General features: G+C 71.3%; 20 protein-coding genes. 4 read left to right on the top strand and 16 right to left on the bottom strand.

The genetic code is table 11. From position 1 onward, the window contains the following. Positions 1-285 precede the first annotated feature (285 nt). From RAN62_RS38105 to RAN62_RS38125, 5 genes are all read right to left on the bottom strand, one after another. The gene (locus RAN62_RS38105) at positions 286-1353 is read right to left on the bottom strand and encodes an FxsB family cyclophane-forming radical SAM/SPASM peptide maturase (RefSeq protein ID WP_305789744.1); all 1068 of its coding nucleotides are present in this window, start codon (positions 1351-1353) and stop codon (positions 286-288) included. 86 nt (positions 1354-1439) lie between these two features. Further along, the gene (locus RAN62_RS38110; protein WP_305789745.1) at positions 1440-2153 is read right to left on the bottom strand and encodes an ABC transporter permease; all 714 of its coding nucleotides are present in this window, start codon (positions 2151-2153) and stop codon (positions 1440-1442) included. Further along, positions 2153-3064 (bottom strand): ABC transporter ATP-binding protein, encoded by a 912-nt coding sequence (locus RAN62_RS38115; protein WP_305789746.1) that lies wholly within the window; start codon positions 3062-3064, stop codon positions 2153-2155. The genes RAN62_RS38110 and RAN62_RS38115 overlap by 1 nt, the downstream gene beginning before the upstream one ends. After that, positions 3061-3924 (bottom strand): ABC transporter permease, encoded by an 864-nt coding sequence (locus RAN62_RS38120; protein ID WP_305789747.1) that lies wholly within the window; start codon positions 3922-3924, stop codon positions 3061-3063. The genes RAN62_RS38115 and RAN62_RS38120 overlap by 4 nt, the downstream gene beginning before the upstream one ends. Then, positions 3917-4831: an ABC transporter ATP-binding protein gene (locus RAN62_RS38125; protein ID WP_305789748.1), complete on the bottom strand. Its 915-nt coding sequence runs from the start codon at positions 4829-4831 to the stop codon at positions 3917-3919. The genes RAN62_RS38120 and RAN62_RS38125 overlap by 8 nt, the downstream gene beginning before the upstream one ends. Before the next feature lie 121 nt (positions 4832-4952). Between RAN62_RS38125 and RAN62_RS38130 the strand changes: the two genes are divergently transcribed. Both RAN62_RS38130 and RAN62_RS38135 read left to right on the top strand, forming a co-directional pair. Next, entirely contained in the window at positions 4953-5438 is a 486-nt protein-coding gene (locus tag RAN62_RS38130; protein WP_305789749.1) for a hypothetical protein, read from the top strand. Then, complete coding sequence (locus RAN62_RS38135; RefSeq protein WP_305789750.1) at positions 5438-5683, top strand: helix-turn-helix transcriptional regulator; 246 nt, start codon at positions 5438-5440, stop codon at positions 5681-5683. The genes RAN62_RS38130 and RAN62_RS38135 overlap by 1 nt, the downstream gene beginning before the upstream one ends. Before the next feature lie 76 nt (positions 5684-5759). Here the strand turns inward: RAN62_RS38135 and RAN62_RS38140 are convergent, their stop codons facing one another. Further along, the gene (locus RAN62_RS38140) at positions 5760-6203 is read right to left on the bottom strand and encodes a MarR family winged helix-turn-helix transcriptional regulator (protein WP_305789751.1); all 444 of its coding nucleotides are present in this window, start codon (positions 6201-6203) and stop codon (positions 5760-5762) included. 57 nt (positions 6204-6260) lie between these two features. Between RAN62_RS38140 and RAN62_RS38145 the strand changes: the two genes are divergently transcribed. Continuing rightward, the gene (locus RAN62_RS38145) at positions 6261-6644 is read left to right on the top strand and encodes a tautomerase family protein (protein ID WP_305789752.1); all 384 of its coding nucleotides are present in this window, start codon (positions 6261-6263) and stop codon (positions 6642-6644) included. A gap of 15 nt (positions 6645-6659) precedes the next feature. Here the strand turns inward: RAN62_RS38145 and RAN62_RS38150 are convergent, their stop codons facing one another. After that, positions 6660-7391, bottom strand: a complete 732-nt coding sequence (locus tag RAN62_RS38150) for a Fic family protein (protein WP_305789753.1) — start codon at positions 7389-7391, stop codon at positions 6660-6662. Next, positions 7384-8106 (bottom strand): hypothetical protein, encoded by a 723-nt coding sequence (locus tag RAN62_RS38155; RefSeq protein ID WP_305789754.1) that lies wholly within the window; start codon positions 8104-8106, stop codon positions 7384-7386. The genes RAN62_RS38150 and RAN62_RS38155 overlap by 8 nt, the downstream gene beginning before the upstream one ends. Positions 8107-8191: 85 nt before the next feature. Between RAN62_RS38155 and RAN62_RS38160 the strand changes: the two genes are divergently transcribed. Next, on the top strand, positions 8192-8605 hold the full coding sequence (locus RAN62_RS38160; RefSeq protein WP_305789755.1) for a VOC family protein: 414 nt from the start codon (positions 8192-8194) through the stop codon (positions 8603-8605). Here RAN62_RS38160 and RAN62_RS38165 read toward each other — a convergent pair. The 8 genes from RAN62_RS38165 to cysC all read right to left on the bottom strand — a co-directional run bounded on the left by RAN62_RS38165 (position 8595) and on the right by cysC (position 18572). Continuing rightward, a complete protein-coding gene (locus RAN62_RS38165; RefSeq protein ID WP_305789756.1) occupies positions 8595-9593 on the bottom strand; it encodes a glycoside hydrolase family 26 protein in 999 nt (332 codons plus the stop codon). The two genes, RAN62_RS38160 and RAN62_RS38165, sit on opposite strands and share 11 nt — an antisense overlap. Positions 9594-9595: 2 nt before the next feature. Further along, entirely contained in the window at positions 9596-10327 is a 732-nt protein-coding gene (locus RAN62_RS38170) for a methyltransferase domain-containing protein (RefSeq protein WP_305789757.1), read from the bottom strand. Beyond that, positions 10324-11799: a lipopolysaccharide biosynthesis protein gene (locus RAN62_RS38175; RefSeq protein ID WP_305789758.1), complete on the bottom strand. Its 1476-nt coding sequence runs from the start codon at positions 11797-11799 to the stop codon at positions 10324-10326. Before RAN62_RS38175 ends, RAN62_RS38170 begins: the two co-directional genes overlap by 4 nt. Continuing rightward, positions 11796-12674, bottom strand: coding sequence for a sulfotransferase family protein (locus RAN62_RS38180; protein WP_305789818.1), 879 nt, complete (start codon positions 12672-12674; stop codon positions 11796-11798). The genes RAN62_RS38175 and RAN62_RS38180 overlap by 4 nt, the downstream gene beginning before the upstream one ends. Continuing rightward, positions 12674-13897: a hypothetical protein gene (locus RAN62_RS38185; RefSeq protein WP_305789759.1), complete on the bottom strand. Its 1224-nt coding sequence runs from the start codon at positions 13895-13897 to the stop codon at positions 12674-12676. Before RAN62_RS38185 ends, RAN62_RS38180 begins: the two co-directional genes overlap by 1 nt. Beyond that, positions 13887-15239, bottom strand: a complete 1353-nt coding sequence (locus RAN62_RS38190; protein WP_305789819.1) for an O-antigen ligase family protein — start codon at positions 15237-15239, stop codon at positions 13887-13889. Before RAN62_RS38190 ends, RAN62_RS38185 begins: the two co-directional genes overlap by 11 nt. Before the next feature lie 2 nt (positions 15240-15241). After that, a complete protein-coding gene (locus RAN62_RS38195) occupies positions 15242-16960 on the bottom strand; it encodes a Wzz/FepE/Etk N-terminal domain-containing protein (protein ID WP_305789760.1) in 1719 nt (572 codons plus the stop codon). Between the two features lie 88 nt (positions 16961-17048). Next, entirely contained in the window at positions 17049-18572 is a 1524-nt protein-coding gene (cysC, locus tag RAN62_RS38200) for an adenylyl-sulfate kinase (RefSeq protein ID WP_305789761.1), read from the bottom strand. Positions 18573-18661: the final 89 nt, after the last annotated feature.

Genomic DNA, 18661 nt, shown 5'->3' on the forward strand with positions numbered 1-18661 from the left:
TTCGACCGGGAATGTTTCCCGCCCTCCGGGGCACTCGCTCAAATTTACTCTCACGCTTTCCGGCCGTCAAATCCGGCCGAATCTCGCTCGAGCTCCCCAGCATTCATCGCCGGAAACCGGAGTCGCACGCGACTCTGCCCGGTGACTATTGCTAGGGGTTTGTCAGCAGGCCGTCCGTGGCGTTTTCGCTCCGTCCGCTTCCCTGCCGGCTCGCAAAACTTTACACAGGCCTCAGCGCAACGCCAAATCGACCCGGGGTGTCCCGGACCACGTCCCTCGTCGTGATTACAAGGCCACGGACAGCGAAGATGCGAGCCGCCGTCGGATGTGACCGATGAGCAGGAACATGTCCTCGCAGTAGACCGTCGGATGCCGGAAACCGGAGCCCGGCCGGTACCGGTGCGCATAGTGCCCCGCCCCGCACACCGAGGCCACAGGACAGGCCAGACACGAGGGTGCAAGCGCCGCCGGCCCGATCTGTCGCGCCACCATCCCCGGATGCAGCAGCAGATCGTCGAGCGAGGACGTGAGCACCGACAGACCGGTGGACGCCGCCCCCGAGTAGGCGCTCTTCAGGGCATCCACCTGTTCGAGCGAGCCGTCGGTCTCGATCACGGCCACGGACACCGGCGCCAGGCCCGCCTGCTCCGACCTGCCCGGACCGCCGAGCAGCAAGGACATCAGATCCTCGAAGAGCCGCACGGACGTCTCCCGCCGCGGTGCGTCGTACCACCGGTCGAAGACGGAAGCGAGCCACGCACCGCAACCCGGACTCGGAGGGGACGCCCAGTTGGCGTGCGGCAGGAGGAAGTCGATCGCCGGCGGCTGCCACTCGATCAATGACTCGTACGTGGCGACAGGGTCCGAGGAGGGATCAATGACGCACAGCAGACCCGCGTACGCGGAGGACGTACACAGAAGGGAAAGCGCGGCCGAGACGGCCCGGAAGCTGCCGTCGCCGGACGGGAAGCGCCTGTGCTTGTCGTGGCCGACGCCGTCGAGCGAGACCGCGACGGAGATCTCCGCCTCGGCCAGCGCGGCCAAAGTAGCGGCGGACAGCGCCGTCCCATTGGTCTGGAGACCCACCGTGACGGGGCAAGGAACAGCCGCACGCAGGTCGGCGGCGATCTGGGCCAACGTCGTGACCCCGGCGAGCAGCGGCTCTCCCCCGTGCAACGTCACGCGCACATGTGGCAGATCGTGCCGGGCCGCGTGCTCCCCGATACGCCGGGCCGCGGCCCGCCACAGGGCCGGACTGATCACCCGCGGGCGGTCGCGCCAGCTCTGGTCCGCCAGCTCGTACACATAGCAGTAATCGCAGGCCAGATTGCACCTTTGATGCACCTTCAGCACGAACTCACGGAACGGCGAAGGCCGCCACCCGGAATCCAGGAGGCGGCCGACGTCGAGCAGCCGGTGAGGCCAGTCGGGATGAGCGGTCAGCTCGTCTCCCCGGCCATCGAGAAGCTGCGCAGGCGGTTCACAGCGAACAGCGTGCCACCGACCGCGAAGATCGCCGCCATGACGAGCGCCACAGGGAGGCCGACCTTCGGGTCGAGGATGTCGGTCGCCGGGGAGAGCCGGTCGCCGACGGTGATCACGTACTGCTCGATCGAGAGCACCCGGGTGCCGCTCACGAACCGGCCGAGGAGCCCCTCCCACACCAGGATGTAGACCAGCCCAAGGAGGACCGGCCGCCTGGTCAGCAGGCTGAGAAGCAGGAACAGCGCCGAGTACGCCACCGCGCCGAGCGCCGCGGCGACGGCGAGCGCGAGCCCGAAGCGTACGGAATCGGCCAGCACCCCCGCGACGAACAGCGGAACCGCCGCGGTGACCGCGCTCGCCACCACGGCCACGCCCAGCTTCGCGAGGATGATGTCGCGCCGGGGCAGGGGCTTGGTGAGGATGTGCACGATCGTGCCGTCGTCCACCTCGGAGCCGAGCACGCCGGTGCCGACGATCAGGGCGACGACGGGCAGCAGCACGGCCAGGCCGAGGCCGACGATGACCGGGGCGCCCCACTCCCGGGCGTCGACGCCGGCCGCGTCGCAGATCACGGCCAGCACGATCAGCAGGATCGGCAGGGGCAGGAGGAGGAGCACCCGGCGGCGGCCGAAGAGGCCCCGGGCGGTGATCCAGGCGACGGTCGACATCAGGCCTCCAGCAGGTAGGAGAAGACGCTCTCCAGGGACTCGTCGGACGGGATCACCTTGCGCAGCCTGATCCCCTCGCCGAGGGCGATGCGGGGCAGCGCGCGGGTGAAGCTGCCGTAGTCGCCGGCGCGTACGGTGAGGCCCTCCCCCGCGATCTCGACGCCGTTCACCGATTTCTCGGCGATGAGGGCGACGGCCAGCTTGCGGTCGTCGGAGGACTTCACGGCGAAGACGTGCGGGCGGTTGGTCATCAGGCGGCGGATCCGGCGGTAGTCGCCGGACGCGGCGAGCCGCCCCGCGACCATGACCTGGACCGTGCCCGAGACTTGCTCGACCTCCTCGAGGATGTGCGAGCTGAAGAGGATCGTGTGACCCCGGTCGCCGAGCTCGTGCAGCAGCGCCATCATGTGCATGCGCTGGCGCGGGTCCATGCCGTTGAACGGCTCGTCCAACAACAAGACCTGAGGATTGTGTACGAGCGCCGCGGCCACCCGGGTCCGCTGCCGCATGCCCTTCGAGTACGTCTCGATGCGCCTGTCCGCGGCATCGGTCATTTCCACCATCTGAAGAGCCCACTCGGTGGCGGCCTTCGGATCGGACAGCTTGTGCATCTTGGCCGACGCGTTCACGAACTCGCGAGCGGTCAGGAAACCGTGGACTGCCTCCTTCTCGGCCACCAGTCCCAGCTGCTTGTAGATCGCCGGGTTGCGCCATGCCGGGGCGTCGTCGAGGGTCACCGCACCCCGGGAGGGCGCGAGAAAACCGGCCATCATGTGCAGCACCGTGGTCTTGCCGGCGCCGTTCGGTCCGAGGAGACCGGTGACGCCGGGGCCGAGGGACATGGTGATGTCGTTGACGGCCACCACGTTGCCGTACCAGCGGGAGACGTTCTGCAGAGTCAGCGTGGTCACAGCGCGGCCACCCTCCGGTAGCGGGCGAGCAGGAGCAGCATGCACGCGGCGACCAGCGTGATCGCCTCGATCAGGTAGACCGGGCCGAACCGGCCGATCATCATGCCGGTGTTCGCGGTCGGATAGATCCACTGGCCGACGCCGCTCACCAGCGTCGACGGGCTCGCCAGGCCGGCCAGCTCCTGGGCGTCCTGCGACGGCATGATGCTCAGCACGCCGACGGCCGGCGTGGTCATGAGGAACACCGCGACGATGCCGCCGGCGGCGAAGGCCCGCTTGCCCGTGAGCGACGCGACGAGCAGCCCGATGCCGGTGAAGACCAGCGCCCACAACAGGCTGTAGGCCCACCCGGGCAGCAGGTCCCCGAGCTCCTTCCACACGTCGGAGATGCCGTTCTTCGTGGTGAAGGCCGCACCCAAGAACATGATCAATTGGGGTACGGCCAGCAGCAGCCACACCGCGGTGACCATGGACGCCACCTTCGCCCCGATGTAGTCCGAGGCGCGCAACGGCCGGCTGAAGTAGAGCGGCAGAACCCCCGAGCGCATGTCCCGGGAGACGAGCTCCGGCGCCACGATCGCGGCGAAGAAGATGATCAGCCAGCTCATCGAGTCGGCGTACGTGAAGTAGTTGAGCGCCTCGAGGCCCGTCTGCGCCTTGACCGCGGCGAGGATTACGCCGACAAGCAAGCAGATGCCGACGACGAGCCACGGGAAGATCTTGGACTTGGCCGAGCGACCGAGGCCGTAGGCGGCGCGCAGCCCGTGGATGTACATGGCGCCGAACACCGCGCGGCGGCCCAGCCGGGGGCCGTCGTAGCGCTGGTATCCGATGTCGTGGATGACGCTGGCTTCAGACATCTGCGGCCTCCCGGGGCGCGAAGAGCTCGGCCACCCGGTGCCGGCGCTGGTCGAGGCGGTGCAGCGGCAGGTCCAGGTCAGCCACTGCGCGGAGGATCTGGTCGTACGTGTCGTCGTGGTCGAGCGGCACGAGCAGCATCCGCCCGTCGGCGCGTACGGGCAAATCAAGCTCCGTCAATGCAGCCGCCAGCTCCTCGGTGCCCTCGGACACCTCGACGGCGAGCACGTCGCTGGCCGCGGTCATGGCCGAGATCCGGTCCGCCCGCAGCAGCTTGCCGCCCTCGATCGCCACCAGCGAGTCGCAGATCTGCTCGACCTCGCCGAGCAGGTGGGAGCAGGTCACCACGGAGATGCCGAACTCGCTGCCGATCCGGTGCACCAAAGCGAGCATCGCGTCGCGGCCGGCCGGGTCGAGCCCGTTGGTCGGCTCGTCGAGCAGCAGCAGGTCGGGGTCGTGCACCAGCGCCTGGGCCAGCTTGACGCGCTGCTTCATGCCCGTCGAATAGCCGCCGATCTGCCGGTAACGCTCCTCGTAGAGCCCGACGTGGCGCAGCGCCTCGGACGCGCGCTCCCGGGCGGCCGTGCGGGGCAGGCCGCTGATCCGGCCGAGGTGAGTCACGAACTCGGCCGCCGACACGTCCGGCGGCAGCGCGTCGTGCTCCGGCATGTAGCCGACCTTCGCGCGCACCTTGTCGGTCTCCACGGTCGGATCGAGCCCGAACACCCGGACCGTGCCGGCCGTCGGGGCGATCAGCCCGAGCATGATTTTGATGAACGTCGACTTGCCGGCGCCGTTGGCCCCGACGAGGCCGACGATCCCCGGCTCGACGGTGACCGTGAGGTCGTGCAGGGCAGTCACCCGCCCGCCGTACGTCTTGGTCAACCCTTGGGTCTCGATGAGGCTCACAGCTAGAGCCTAGAAACACTTGTCACCCGTGCGGATCAGGTGAAGTCCCCGAGTCATCCCTGAGAGGGCCCGGATGTTAAGTCCACTTGACGTCAAGAGAACTTGTCATCAGGATGGACGCATGACACTCCTCGACCGCGTGGTCCACTGGAACCTCGATCTCGACGGCGATCTCTACGGCGACGAGCGCGAGCGCTTCCGGTGGTACGAAGGCATGACGACGTCGGCCTCGCTGCAGAGCTTCCTGCTGCCCTGGGCCGCCGCGGTGATGGTGTGGCCGCTGGGCGAGCCGTCCGTGCTGCCCCTCGCGGTGATGCTGGGGGTCTCGTGGTTCACGCAGCTGCTGGCGACGGTCTACGTGCGACGCCGGCGGGTCGACACCACGCCGCGCAGCTGGAGCTCCCGGCGGATCGCGCTGATCGTGATCACCATCCTGCCGCTGCTCATCTTCATCGCCGGCGCGCGCTATGTCCGTGAGTCCGACAACGCGGCCTGGCTCGGCGTCGCCGTGGGCGGCCTGGCCGGAGCCTTGATAGCCGTCGTCGTGCTGATCATCAAGGGCCGCCTCCGGGACCGCGAGGAAGCCCGGGCCGGAGAGGAGATCTGATGGCGCCCCCGTCCGGCCCGGTCCGCGCCCCGGAGGAGGCGGGCAACGCCGCCGGCGCCCGCATCCGCGCCGCCCGCAAGGAGGCCGGCCTGACCCAGCAGGGTTTGGCCGCCGCCGTCCAGGTCAGCCGTCAGACCGTGATCGCCATGGAGACGGGCGACTACGCACCCTCGGTCTATCTGGCGATCAAGGTCGCGAAGGCATTGCAGTCCTCGGTCGAGGTTTTGTGGGACCCCGAGCCCTGAGCGGGGCGGCCGACACCTCTTCACCGATGCCGGGCACGTGCCCCGGATCGCTCGCTGAGGGCGGGCGGGGCGGGAGTCATGCGGGATCGGCGCCGAGGGCGTCCTCGAAGCGGCGGAGGGTCGTGAGGACGGCTTGTTGTTCGGCGGGGGTGAGGGGGGCCAGGGCTTGGCGCCAGGCGGCTTGGGTGGGCGAGAGCCACTGGGAGATGGCCGGCCGGCTTCCGGCGCTGATGTCGATGATGCGGCGGCGGCGATCGGTGTCGTCCTCGCTGCGGGTCAGGACGCCTTTGCGGCTCAGGTCGCTCACGATCAGGCTCACCGTGGTCGGGGCGACGCCGAGGGCGGCGGCCAGGTCGTTCACAGTTTGCGGGCCGTCGAGCAGGAGCAGTGACAGCAGGGAGAGGTGCCGCGGGGACAGGTCGAGCGAGCGCAACTGCTCTGGGGGCGGCATCCGTTTGGCCCGGCCCACCAGGCGGGGCATCAGCAGCAGCAGTTCGCGGACGGTCGCATCGGTTGACATGATTTAGCTTTGAGTGCAAAGGTAATTTGTCATCAAAGCCATCGTAGAGGAGCGGACATGCCCCACCTGACCGTGCACGCCCTCGAGACCGACCTCACCGGCCGCGAGCCGGAGTTGATCGCCGCGCTGACCGACGCCACGGTCGAGGTCTACGGCGAGTGGGCGCGCGAGCTGGTCGTCGTCCACCTGATCGGCCTCCCGCCGCAGCGCTGGGGCATCGGCGGCAAGATCGCGGAGGCTCCCGCGCCGACCGTCACCTTCGGCGTCCGGGCCGCCGTCTTCGACCGGCCCGACGCTGCCGCCATCACCGGCCGCCTGATCGCCGGCATCACCGATGCGATCGCCGCGACCGTCGGCGAGCGGGTCCGGCCCGGCGTGACCGTCGAGCTGATCGCCTCCCCGGCCGAGCGCACGGGCATCGGCGGCGTGGTCGCCGCCTGAGCCGGCCCGCGCTTGCTACGCCTCCGCGGGAGGCAGCCCGGCCGAGAGCTCAGTCGCCGAGCGGAGTCGGCCCGGCCGCATCAGCAGGTCGATCAGCCGGACGAAGTCCACGGTGCCCGGAAGATCGTCGGCCCGCCTGACCAGGGTCAGTGCCGGGGCGGCCGGATGAATGGTGGCGTGGTCGCGGTGCAGGACGAAAGCAAGACACAGCAGAGCGGCGCGGGCGTTCCCGTCCGGGAAGGGATGGACGAAGGCGACGTCCAAGTAGACGCGGGCGGCGCGGGCAGCCAGCGGCAGGCGGGGGTCGGTCGCCTCGGTCAGGCAGGTGGCGAAGCGGGGCCGGGTGGTGGGGCCGAGGCCGTAGCGTTCGCGGCCGGCTTTGGCGTAGGCGGTTCCGGTCCGGAAACCCACGGCCGGGACGCCGAGAACGACGGCCTGCCAGCGCGCCAGCAGGGCGAAGTGGAGCGGTTCGGGGCCTGCCGCAGCGTCGTGCACCTGGTGCAATGCGTCCAGCAGGCGGGCCGCACGGTCGGGACAGCGGGCCACCTCCGCCGTGTTCACGTGGTCGAGAATGCCGTCCCGGCGCCCACTGACCGGACGGCGAGCCGGGTCGACCGGCGGGCCCGGAGCCGGGTGGGCCGGTGGAGCGGGAGCCGGGCGGGCCGACGGGCCGGGAGCGGGGTGGGTGGCCGTGGCCCACGGCACCCGGTCGCGCACGTGCCACCAGTCGAGCAGGTGGTCATGCATCCGGGTGCCACAGCCTGGTGGCGAGCCGCTCGGCAACCTCCCGCACCTGGGCGCCCTTGGGCTCGACCCAGCTTTCGAAGCGGCCGCCGACGGCATGCTCGATCAACTGCCCGTGCCGGTCGGCCGGAATGCCCGCTGCGGCCAGGAACCAGCCGAGCACCTGCTCGCAGTGGCCGTACCAGCCGCTGCCGGCCCCCGTTCGGTCGACCACCACGGTCACGAGGTGGGCGACCGCGCGCTCCCAGACGTCGAGCACGTCGTCCTCGCCGGCGGCCGGCGGGATCGGCAGGAAGCGGCCGAAGCGCTCGCTCAGGTCCTCGAGCCAAGCCCGCCACTCGATCAGCGCGGTGGTCACGGTGTCGAGCGTCGCGTCCGGGGCGGACATGGAGTGGAGGGAACAGCACCAGGTCCAGCCCGGGCCGCCGTCGAAGTCACCCTCGCCGGTCGCCCAGCGCCAGCCGCCGGCCCAGCGTCCGTAGTGCCCGATCAGGGCGAGGCTCATCGTGTCCGCCCACGGGTCACCGGTGCTGCGGCTCCAGGCGATCTTGGCGCTGTAGTCGACGTTCCGGGGCCGGGCGGGCACTTCGGCCGCCGGGGGCAAGCTCCGGACCACCGCCGGGGCGGCCGCCGGATCGAAGGGGTGCCCAGCCGGGTCGACGTCCTGCCAGCGCAGCGAGCGCGGCGAGATCAACCGGAGGGCCGTCACCTTGTCCACGGCGATCATTATCGTCGCCGCGGGCCAGGAGTCACCATGGCGACAGGGGTAGCAAGACGGACGTACGGTTTGCTAGTAAGGAGGAATGAGACTGCATCATGTGCAATTGGCTATTCCTCCTGGCGGGGAAGGTGTGGCACGCGGCTTCTACGGCGGAGTGCTGGGCATGGCCGAGGTGGCCAAGCCGGCCGAGTTGGCCAAGCGGGGTGGCTGCTGGTTCCGGCGGGGCGAGTGGGAGCTTCATCTCGGGGTGGAGCGAGATTTCGTGGCCGCTCGGAAGGCGCATCCCGGGGTGGTCGTGGACGATCTCGATGCGCTCGCGCGGCGGTTGGGTGCGGCGGCCCGGCCGGTGACCTGGGACGGGGACTTTCCTGGTCACCGGCGGTTCTACAGCCAGGACGATCATGGCAATCGGCTCGAGTTCCTGGAACCGATCAGGGACGAAGAGCCGGTCAAGGACGAAGAGCCGGTCAAGGACGAAGAGCCGATCAAGGATTGAAATAGGGGTCTTCGGTCAGGGCGGAGAAGGCGCGGAAGGCGGGACGGTCGCCGGCCAGCTGGAACTGCTGCTTGGGGCCGTTGCCCTCGGGGTTGCTCTCGAAGTAGACGACGGCTTTGATCTGCGGGTTGGCCTTGAACGTGCGCTGGGCGTCGCGGAGCCAGGCCGCCCGCCCGGCCGAGCCCCACGCCTTCGCCACGCCGAACTCGCCGATGACGATGGGCTTGGGGCGTTGTGCCGCCCAGCGAAGGAAATCGCCCATCAGCACACCGACGGGCTGGAACTGGTTGCCGGCGTAGACGTCCACGCACGTCCAGTCGACCACGTCGTCGCCCGGGTAGAACGCGGCCGCCTCGCCGCGGGCGAATCCCTCGGCGGTCGGGCAGAAGACCCAGGAGACGTTCTTGACGCGCTCCTCGCGGAAGATGTCCCAGATGTAGCGGTAGGCGGCGACGTAGTCCGCGGCGGACCACATCGTCGCGCGCAGGTTGGGCCGGTCCATCTCCCACCGGACGCGCAGCAGCAGCGGCTTGCGCACCGCCCGGATCTTCCTGGCCTGCTTGCGGATCAACGCGTCGTGCTCGCCGGCGAGGATCGACCGGTTGTCGCCGGTGGCCCAGCTGACCATCAGTGTCGCGCCGTTGTCCAGCAGCTCGGCGTCCGACGTGGTGCCGACCATCTGGTCGAAGCGCCGGTACGTGTTGACGATGTCCAGCGGCCGGTCGAGGCTCTCCTCGAGCTGGTCGACCGCCTCGACCCGCCCGGCGTGGGTGAGGAACTCCGGCTTGATCCACGCGCCCAGATAGGCGCCGGTGGCCGGGGGCGCCACCGGGCCCGCCTCGAACGGGCCCGGGTTGACCGCGACGGCCGTCGGCGGGCTGGTCAGGTCGGGCGACGGGGTGGGCTCGGGCTCGGCCCGCCGGTGCGAGGTGCAGCCGGCGAGACCGAGCAGGAGCAGCACGAGCAAAGCGGCACGAGTACGAACCACTGCTACTTCTTCCGCCGGGCCGTGTAGAGGACGTTCACGGCGAGGCCGTCGGTGCCGGGCAGCGCCCGAGCCGCCGCGTCGGCCACCCGGGCCAGCGGGTTGCGGCTCAGCGACTCGGTGATCATGGAGAAGCCGTGGCGCTCGACGATCTCGAAGCCGTGCCGGTCCAGGAGCGAAGCCACCTCGGCGTGCGACAGCTCGGCGAACCACCGCGAGTCCGAGTGCCGGCGCGCCCGCAGATGACGCAGCGAGCCCGCGTTGCCGTGGTTCTCCACCACGAGCAGGCCCGCGTCGGGCGTCGGCAGCGCCTTGGCCGCGAACGCGATCGCCCGGTCCCGGACCTCGTCGGACACGTTGAGCAGCAAGCGGAACATCGTGACGATGGCCGGGTGCCCGGCGGGGACCGGGTTGGGGACGGGACCGTCCGCGGCGATCTGGTGCCACTGCGCCTTGGATCCGACCTCTTCGGCCTTCGCCATCATCTCGGCCGAGGTGTCGTACCCGTGGGCCTCGCGGACCAGGCCGTGCAGGGTGCGGATCGCGCGTCCGGTGCCGCAGGCGAAGTCGTGCTGCGCGGGCAGGTTGCGGCCGAACTCGCGCTGCACGAGCTCACGCAGGTACGCCTGCTGCCGCTCGTTGATCTGCGACGCGTAGCTGTCCGGGGCGTACGTGACGTGCTCGTACTTCGCGACGGCGTCCGCGTCCTGGAACACCTTGGTGTAGTCGGTGGTCAACGTGTCCTCCTCAAACGAAAAGCTGCCAGGGCAAGAGGGCCCCGCAGAAGAAAGGCGCCGGCGACATAGAGAACGAGGGCCAGGACCGGCCCCCAGAGCAAAGATCCGACAACCCTGGGGAGTACGCCGAAGCACCCGGCCGCCAGCGCCCCGGCGACCAAAGTTCCGGCGCCGAACGGGTGCAGACCGGCCGACGTAAACACTTGGATCAGGGGCAGCAGGTTGTTGACGACCATCGCGCACGCCAGCCCGATCGCGGCGCCCAGAGCCCCGTACCGGGGAATCAAATAGACGTCGAGCGCGACCGTGACGGCCAGCGCGACCAGCACGTTGATCAGGTTCCACGAGGTGCGGCCGGCCATGGCGAGCACCATGTCGACCATGCCGCAGCCGGTCGCCACGAGCATGGCGCCGGCGAGCACGATCACGACCGGCGCCCCGGACTCGTAGTGGTCGCCGAAGAGCCGCAGGTAGACCGGCGCGTACAGGATGACCAGCAGGCAGATCGGCCAGGTGACGAGGACCAGCCAGCCGGTCGCCGTGCGGTAGAGCTGGTTGGCGGTGTCGCGATCGCCGGTGGCCAGGGCGGTCGCCAGCCGCGGCTGCACCGACTGCGAGACGCCCTGGTTCGCGAACTGGATCAAAATCACAAATCGCCCCGCCACCGCGTAGACGGCGGCCGGGGCCAGCCCGCCCAGGGCCGCGACGAGCAGCACGTCGATCCGTTGCAGGGCGAGCTGGGCGACGCTGGCGACGGCGCGCGGACCGGTGAAGCGCCAGAACTCGCGGCGCAGGTCCCGTTGCTCGCTGCGCCGGCTGCGGAAGCTTTCGGGCTTGCCGGCCAGATAGATGCGGCGCAGTGAGATCGCGGCGAGCACGGTCACCGGGAGGTAGGGCAGGGCCCACGCGACGGCGAAGGCGGGCAGGGACGCCATGGCGGCCACCGCGGCCGCGCCCACGCACACGAGCTGCAGAACGCTGCGCAGGATGCGGTCGAGCGTGACCGTCGGACGCATCGCCTGGTAGCCCCGAGTCGCCGTGAGCAGTGCGTCCGTCAGTGCCTGCAACGGCAGGAAGACGGCCAGCACCCGCAACCCGGCGACGTGCTCCGCCACCACGGGCGAGGCGTTGAGACCGGCGATCGCGGGCGCCTGCCACCACAGGACCGCACCGAGGACGAGCGCCAGGGCCAGCACCGGCACCAGACCCGTACGCAGACAGGCGCCGAGCAGATGGTCGCGGCCGGTCGCCCGCAGCCGGGCCGGCCAGTAGACCAGCCCGGTCTGCGTGCCGAGCTTCGCCAGCCCGCCGACCAGGACGAAAGCCGCCGTCGCCGCGAAGAAGGCGCCCGCCTGCTCCGCGCCCAGGGTGTGCGCGACCAGCCAGGTGATGACGACACCCGAACCGCCGGCCAGGGCCGACCCGGCCATGTTGGCCAGGCCGCCCCGCGCGGTGGCCTGCAAGGAGGTCACGATTGTCGCCAGATCGGCACCCGGCCCAGCCACGTGATCAGCGCCTCGTCGTGAGAGGCGTAGTAGCTCGACAGCTCGCGCCGCAGGCCGGGGTCCATGTCGGACTGTCGCGGCCGGGCGTTGTGCTTCTCGAACTCCGGATGGTCGAGCCCGGCGGGCAGCCCGAGGAACTCGCACACCTCGTCGTAGACCTGCCCGGGGTCGCTGAAGAAGCGCTCGCTCTCGACCACGTGGATGCGCTCGCGCCCGACGTGCTGCGCCATGACGCTCAGATAGCGGGCGTACTCGCCGCGGGCCCGGTAGGCGTGGTGCTGGTGGGCGAACGAGTAGTAGGCCGGGTCGGCCGCGAGCCGCTCCTCCACCCGGTGCAGCCGGGCCGCCTCGAGCGCGAGCGCGTTGCCGAAGTCCCGCTCGTTCTCGAAGCCGCGCGCGACCTCGTGGTGGTGCTGCGAGTAGGCCCGCTCGACCGGGTCGCGGACCAGCACGAGCAGCTTGGCCCCGGGCAGGTCGGCGGCGATCCGGGCGGCCGCCTGCGGGTGGTACATGTAGTACGGGCTCGACTCGAACGTCTGTGCCGGCACCCCGTGCCGCTGCTTGATCTTCTCGGCGTGCCGCTGCCGCGGGAAGTGCCCCTTGTACCAGGACATGCCGCGGCGGTAGGAGACGTCGAAGTAGTGCACGCCCTTGTGCAGCACCGCCTTCATGACGACGGGGTGCTGCGCCATGGCCCGGTAGAGCGACGTCGTGCCGCAGCGCTGGCCGCCGCAGATGAGGAACGAGGGCGTCATGCGGGCCGGCGCGGTGAGCCGTCCGTACGATCGCGATCCGAGATGCACCACCCGCTTGATGGGCGTGGGCACCTTCGACGGCTTGATCACAGCTCTTCGACCCTTCTGATGAGGACGGGCAGCAGCCACGTCCCGAGCACGCCGAGCCGGGCGCCGGCCTCGGCCTGGCGATCGGTGAGATACCGGGCGGCGAGGTCCACCAGGTAGAGCAGCGCCGTCAGCTCGCGGGCCTCGGGAGCGACCCCGAACGGCGCGAGCAGCTCGGCCGCGCGGCGCACGGTGGCCTCCACGGCACCGGCCGCGTCCCCGCTCGACTGGATGCGGCGCTGCAGGTCGTGGTGCACGGCGTCGAAGCCGGCGGGGACCCCGGTCGCGAACCGCTCCCAGTCCCAGACCAGCAGGTCGTCCGCGAGGGCCGCCATGTTCCAGGGCGCCCAGTCGCCGTGCCACGACCCGAAGCGCAGCGGCAGCCCGCCCGACCGGGAGACGAGCAGCTCGGCGGCGGCCGCCAGGGCCACCCCCTCGGGCCGGTCGCCCACCCCGGCGAGCCGGTCCCGCAGGGCCATCCAGTACGGGCTTCCAGGCAGCATCCCGGCCGTCCAGCCGTGACATCCGGCCACGTCGACCATCGCCGCGGCCAGCCGGTGCGGCGACAGGGGTGCCCGGGGCAGCCACACCGGCAGCGCCGACTGCACGAGCACTTCCAGATCCCGCCACTGGCCGGCGTGGAGGACGGACGGAACCGACAGCTTCGTCAGGTTCGCCTGTCCCAGGGCTCGGAGCGCCGCGGTCTCGTCCCGGACCAGTCGACGGGTGAGTGGCCCGGTGCCCAGCTTGCCGAAGCCGAAGGTTTCACCCTCGGGGCTGATCAGCTGGAGGACCGGCTTACGGTTGGCCCGCGCCGGTCCGATGTGGATGCTGATGGACAGGTCCCGCCCGAGCGCCTCGCGCAGGTGCCCGTCGATGCCGGCCGAAGCGGGGCCTGTCACCCGTACGCGATCGCGGAGCAGCACGCCCGCCGCACCGGTTCGCAGGGCAGCGACCACCGCGTCGCGCTTGAGCCTGGCGCCCCGCGACTGTGGCTCGGCATAGCGGCGGACGGCAGCCGCGGCGACCCGGCGCGACGTCGCCGGCACGAGCAGCCGGGGCCGCCGGGCGTCGGGCACCACCAGGTACTCCGCGACGAGGTCACCCGGGCGGTCCGTGGCGCACGGCTCCGGGTAGAGCAGGTTCAGAACCTCGGTCAGGTACTGCGTCCGCAGCGCCGAGTCACCGGCGGTGAGCTCCGCCGGCGCGGTCCTAACGGGCATGAGTGTCCCCCTTCTCGTTGCGCCACAGCAGCGCGTAGGCCAGGAACATGAACGCCAGGGGGGTGGGGATCGCGTTGTACCAGAGCATCGCCGAGAAGGAGCTGACGATCGCCGCGCTCGCCGCGATGCCGATCGGCGACCGGTCCCGCCGGAAACGCCACAGGCCATAACCGAAGAAGCCGAGGTACGCGATCGTGCCCACCGCCCCGTGCGCGTACAGCAGCTGCCAGAACTGCCCGTTCCCGCCCACCGTGAAGTTGCCGCAGCGCTCGCACTCGGAGCTCTCGCCGACGGTGATGGAGTTGCGGCCGCCGATCGTGGTGCGGGTGGAGCCGTACCCGATGATCGGGCTCTCCACGAAGCCGTCCACGGCCCGCTGCATCAGGAACGAGCGCACGCCGTTGGACTTGCCGTTGTCGAGCCGGGCGCTCACGGTGTCGCCGAGCGGCGTCGCGATCAGCGCCACGAACAGGGACAGGGCGGCCGCGAGGACGGCGCCGATGATCCAGAGCCGGCCCATGAGTACGTACCGCGCGGCCACGTAGAGCACGACGACGCCGATGCCGATCCACAAGCCGCGGTTGAGCGACACGACGGCGGGCACGATGGCGACGGCCAGGCCCAGCAGCGCGAGCGGACGGGCGGAGGCGCGGCGGCTCGTCCCCGCCCACACCACCAGCCAGCCCATGAGCAGGCAGAAGTTGTTGCCCCACGTGTTCGTGTAGCCCCAGGGCGCGGCGGGGCGAGGTTTTTCGCCGCCGACGAGGTCCATGATCTGAGCCGCGTACGGGTGGACCAGCGACTGCACGAAGCCCTTGCTGCGCACCGAGCCGGGCAGCAGGTACTCGACCGGGGACGTGAACTCGAACGTACCCGCCACGATGCCGAGCACGCCGCCGGCCACCGTGATCGCGAAGAGCCACGCGAGCAGGCGTACGAGACGCCGGCGCGACAGCTCCGCCTCGGTCAGGTTGCCGGTGTAGATCAGCAGGACGGTCATGGACGCGTACATGATGAAGCGGTAGACGACCGCGATCAGGCGGCCGCTCGCGTGCTCGGCCACCGTCCCGGCGGGGTCGGCCCCGAGTGCGGCGACGCTGACCAGCAGGGCCGCGAGGAAGAGCGCCCACCAGCCGAAGCCGGGCGGCAGCAGCAGCGGGCGGCCCGCCTGCCGCCGCCGGAGCAGCAGCACCACCATCGGCCCGGCCATGATCGGGAAGATCAGCACGCCCAGGCCGAGCGCCCACCACAGGGGATAGAAGGCCAGGGCGGCGGCGACCGGCCAGGCGGGCAACGCCGTCGGCCGGGCCGGAGCCGTGCTGTGCGCTGCCGCGCGCAGCATTGTCACTTGGCGTCGTCCGGGCGGGCGGCGGGCTTCGGAGACGGCTTGGACGTCACGGGGGTCAGGTCGATCACCGCGGTGACCTCCTCGGTGCCGTCGCCCTTGCGCTGCGGCCGGACCGGCGGCAGGTTGATCTGCTGGGTCGCGTCGTCGAGGCCGGTGATCTTCGGCGCGGTCAGGGCCACCGCCGGCAGCTCCTCCTCGGCCGGCCGCGGCGGCACGCCCGCGAGCTGCGGCAGCACCACGGCCCCGAGCAACGGCGTGCCTACGCGGCTCAGCTGCTCGACCGCGTCGATCAGGGCGGGTCGCTTCGCGCGGCGCAGCTCGACCGCGAGGATGGCCGCGTCGGCGAGGCTCGCGAGCCCTTGCGCGTCGGCGCTGCTGCTGGTCGAGGGCGCTTCGACGACGACGTACGCGGCCTGGCGGCGCAGCGCGTCGAGGGTGTCCCGCAGCCGCTGCGACTGCATCAGGCCGGCCGCCGTCGCCGCGCCACCGGTCGTCACGACCCGCAGCGACGGGATGCGCGGCGTGCGCTGCACGACCTCGCCGAGCCCGGTGCGCCCGGCCAGCAGGTCGGACAGGCCCGGCGTCGCGGAGACCCCGAGCATGCGGGCCAGGGGTGCCGCTTCGACGACACTGTCCGGCAGGTGGGCGCCGACAAGCACGACATCGCTTCCGGTACGCGCCAGCGCGGCGGCCAGGTTCGCGGCCACGAGCGTGGTGGCCGAGCCCCGGCTGGCCCCCGTGACGACGATGATCTGGTCACCCGGGTTCAGGCTGGCCAGCACCTCGTTACGGAGCCGGTTGAAGATGCGGCCGCCCGGCCCGTACGGCTGGAGCACGTCCTCGAAGTGCGGCGTGGTCCGGTCGTCGAGCGCCGCCAGCACCGCGATGCGCGCCCGGTCCCGGACGTCGGCAGCCGAGCGCACCCGGCGGTCGAAGCGCTCCCGGACGAACGCCAGCGCCAGCCCCGCGAGCAGCCCGATCATCGCGCCGGTGGCGATGTTGAGCATGGCGTCCGGGCTGACCGGCTCCTCCGGCTCCCGGGCGTCGCTGATGATGCTGCCCGCGTCGACGGTCGCCGTGGTGAGCTCGTTGAGCCGGCCGGTCAGGCTGTTGAGCTGGTTCTGCGAGTTGTTGCGCAGGCTCTCCAGGTTGCTGCGCTCGGAGCTGCCCGCGGCCGCCTTCGCCAACCGGCCGTTGATGCTGGTCAGGCTCGTGGTCAACTGCTTGATCTTGAGACTGAGGGTACGGATCTTGGTGTCCAGCACCCCGCGCGTGCTCTCCTCGCGGTTGCGCAGGTAGGCCTCGGCGAAGGCGTGGGAGCCGGCCCGCGCGTCCTGGGGCGTGCTCGCCGCGTACCGGATCATGAGGACGGTGGTGTTCGGCGGGACCTCGACCGACACGTTGTGCGCCAGCTCGATGGGCGACTCGGGCGAGCGCAGCAGCGCCGTGGCCTTCGCCGCGACCGCCCCCGAGCCGACCAGCTGGGCCTCGGTGTCGAGGTTGATCGCGCCCTTGGTGCGGCCGCCGGACGCGTTGGCATCCTGGTCGACCGCCTGCACCAGCACGGACGTGGTGGACTCGTAGACCCGGGGCAGCGCCCGGGTCACCGCGGCACCGAGCGCCAGGCCGAGCACCGTCGCCGCCAGCACCACCCACCAGTGGCGGCGGAAGACGCCCAGGTAGTGCGAGAGGTCGGTTGGGCGTGACGCTTCCATCGGTTCGGCGGGCCTTTCGCGGAGTTTCGAACATTCGGGCGTTTCGCCCCCGCGGGGTAAACGGCCCGTGCTCCTCCGCCGTGACGGTTTACTTCAAAGCGGGCTCCACCCAACCGCTTTCGACGAGGTAGGCCAGCACGCGGTCGACCGCTTCGGGCACCGTCATGTCCGTGGTGTCGACCGTCAGCTCGGCGGCGGGCGGCACCTCGTAGGGGTCGTCCACGCCGGTCATGCCGCGCAGCTGGCCCGCGCGGGCCCGGGCGTAGAGACCCTTGCGGTCGCGCTGCTCACACACCTCGAGCGGGGTGGCCACGTGGACCAGCACGAAGCCGGCCCCGGCGTCGGTGGCCATCCGGCGCACGGCCGTGCGGGCATCCTCGTAGGGCGCGATCGGGCACGCGATCGCCATGCCGCGGTGCCGGGCGACCTCGGCGGCGACCCAGCCGATGCGGCGCACGTTGCGGTCGCGGTCGGCCCGGCTGAATCCGAGCCCGGCCGACAGCTCGCGCCGCACCACGTCGCCGTCGAGGAACGTGATGGTCCGCTCGCCGGTCTCGCGCAGGGTGTCGGCGAGCCCGCGGGCGATCGTCGACTTGCCGGAGCCGGAGAAGCCGGTGAAGAAGACCACGAGACCGCGGTGCCGGCGCGGCGGGCGCACGCGGACGAGCTCCTTGGCCACGGCCGGTGGCGTGTGCCACTCCGGCAGCGGGAAGCCCCGGTCGAGCAGGTCGTCGATCTCACGGGGCGACATGGCGAGACGCCGGTTGCGCGGCGGGATGTCGTCCCGCCAGCGCCACTGCCCGTCCCGGTTGTCGTAGGCCAGCTCCCGCGGCACGAGCACGCGCAGGCCCCCGCCGGAGAGGATGTCGCCGGTGCTCAGGACGTGGGTCACGCCGTACGAGCTCGCCACCCGGGCCCGCAGCATGGCGTCACGCATCTCGTCGCCGCGGGTCAGCAGCGGCACCGCGACGATCGTGGCCGGGGGCATCCGGTCGCGCGCGGCGAAGACCGAGCGGACCAGCGCCTCGGGCGGCAGGCCGTCCGGGCCCGGCCCCGAGACCGGGATGAAGATCAAAAGATGAGCCGCCAGCGTACGGGCGGCATGCGCGATCTGCGCGAGCTGCGGCCGGTGCAGCGGGCGGTCGGCGATCACGCCCAGCACCCGGCCCGGTGGCAGCAGGGCCCGCACCTCGTCGGGGTTGCGCCGCAGCCGCTGGAACGGGCCGTGCCCGCCGTCGCCCATCCGGCGGACCGTGCCCCCGATCGCCCAGAGCCCGTCCGAGGTCGGCCACGCGTCGGTGACCTCCACGGCGGCGACCGGCGCGCCCTCGGGATCGGTCAGCACGACCGTGCGCCGCAGCGGGTCGGCGAGATCGAGACTCGACGCCAGCTCGGCCGGCACCTCGCACGTCACAGGCACCGGCCAGTTGGTGCCGTCGGCGAGCCGGCCCCGGCGCCGCAGCGACTGGAGATCGGCCCGGCCGAGGAATCCGGTCAGTGGCGCATAGGCCCCGGCCAGCAACAACTCGAGGTCGGCGAGTTCGTGCGCGCGTGGTGTCCATGACGGCGCGTCACGCAGCACGTCCTCGGGCAGCACGAAACCGTCGTTCACCTGAACTCCCCCTGCAGTGAGCTTGGGGGACAGTTTCTCAGCCGGGCGCCGCGCGGTCGAGCGGGGTCCGGCTCCGCACTTCCCACGGT

The organism is Symbioplanes lichenis (genome assembly GCF_030709675.1).
GTDB classification, from domain to species: domain Bacteria; phylum Actinomycetota; class Actinomycetes; order Mycobacteriales; family Micromonosporaceae; genus Actinoplanes; species Actinoplanes lichenis.